Genomic DNA, 1,678 nt, shown 5'->3' with positions numbered 1-1,678 from the left:
CTGGAGCTGCTCCGCCGGCAGCGGCTCCGCGGTCACCAGCCCCGTGCGCACCGGGACGTCCGCCCTCAGGGTCCAGCCCTCGGGCGGCGACCAGGGCCAGTGCACGCAGACCGTGTCCGTACGCCCGAACGCGCAGTACGCGCTGAGCGGCTGGGTGCAGGGCTCGTACGCCTACCTCGGCGCGCGCGGCACCGGCACCGCCGACGTCTCGGACTGGACGTCCTCCGCCGGCACCTGGACCGAGCTGAACACGTCCTTCACCACCGGCCCGAACACCACCTCGGTGACGGTCTACACCCACGGCTGGTACGGCCAGCCCGCCTACCACGCCGACGACATCGCCCTGACCGGCCCCGGCGGCGACCCGGGCACCGTCCCCGCCGCGCCGTCCGGGGTGTCGGTCGGCTCCACCACCGCCACCTCCGTCTCGCTGTCCTGGAGCGCGGCGAGCGGCGCGACCGGCTACACCGTCTACCGCGACGGCACCCGCGCCACCTCCGTGACCGGCACCTCCGCCACCGTCACGGGGCTGACGCCCAGGACCGCGTACCGCTTCGAGGTGACCGCGACCAACGCCGCCGGCGAGTCCCCCAGGTCGGCCACCGTCAGCGCCACCACCGGCGACGGCGGCGGCAACCCCGGCGGCACCCTGCCGCCGCACGCGCTCGTCGGCTATCTGCACACGAGCTTCGCCAACGGCTCCGGCTACACCCGGCTCGCGGACGTCCCGGCCGGCTGGGACGTCATCAACCTGGCCTTCGGCGAGCCCACTTCCTCGACGTCCGGCGACATCCGCTTCCGGCTCTGCCCGCAGACCGAGTGCCCGAACGTGGAGCCGGTGGCGGACTTCAAGGCGGCGATCGCGGCCAAGCAGGCCGCCGGCAAGAAGGTGCTGCTGTCCATCGGCGGCCAGAACGGGCAGGTCCAGCTGACCAGCACGGCCGCGCGCGACGCGTTCGTCCGGTCGGTGAGCGGCATCATCGACGAGTACGGACTCGACGGCGTCGACATCGACTTCGAGGGCCACTCGCTCTCGCTGGACAGCGGTGACACCGACTTCCGGAACCCGACCACACCGGTGATCGTCAACCTGATCTCGGCGCTCAAGACGCTCAAGGCCAAGTACGGCGAGAGCTTCGTGCTGACGATGGCGCCCGAGACGTTCTTCGTGCAGATGGGCTACCAGTTCTACGGCACCGGCCAGTGGGGCGGGCAGGACCCGCGCTGCGGGGCGTACCTGCCGGTGATCCACGCGCTGCGCGACTCGCTGACGCTGCTGCACGTCCAGGACTACAACTCCGGCCCGATCATGGGCCTGGACAACCAGTACCACACCATGGGCGGCGCCGACTTCCACATCGCGATGACGGACATGCTGCTCACCGGCTTCCCGGTCGCGGGCAACTCCGAGCGGTTCTTCCCGGCGCTGCGCCCCGACCAGGTGGCCATCGGGATGCCGGCCAGCACCCAGGCGGGCAACGGGCACGTGTCGACCGGCGAGGTGAACAAGACGCTGGACTGCCTGACGAAGGGCAGCAACTGCGGCTCGTACCGGACGCACGGCACCTGGCCCGGCATGCGCGGGCTGATGACCTGGTCGATCAATTGGGACCGGTACAACAACTGGGAGTTCAGCAAGAACTTCGACGCCTACTGGCCGTAGGCCCGGCCCTCTCCC

At 71.1% G+C, this 1,678-nt stretch carries 1 protein-coding gene; it reads left to right on the top strand.

From position 1 onward, the window contains the following. Positions 1–1,663: chitinase (locus H5J30_RS31640; protein ID WP_181791012.1), on the top strand; the 1,663-nt coding region annotated here is incomplete at its 5' end. Between the last annotated feature and the right edge of the window lie 15 nt (positions 1,664–1,678).

The organism is Streptomyces phytophilus (genome assembly GCF_013870535.1).
GTDB classification, from domain to species: Bacteria; Actinomycetota; Actinomycetes; order Streptomycetales; family Streptomycetaceae; genus Streptomyces; species Streptomyces phytophilus.
The sequence above is the reverse complement of the archived record's forward strand: the minus strand, read 5'-3'. Positions and strand labels throughout refer to the sequence as shown.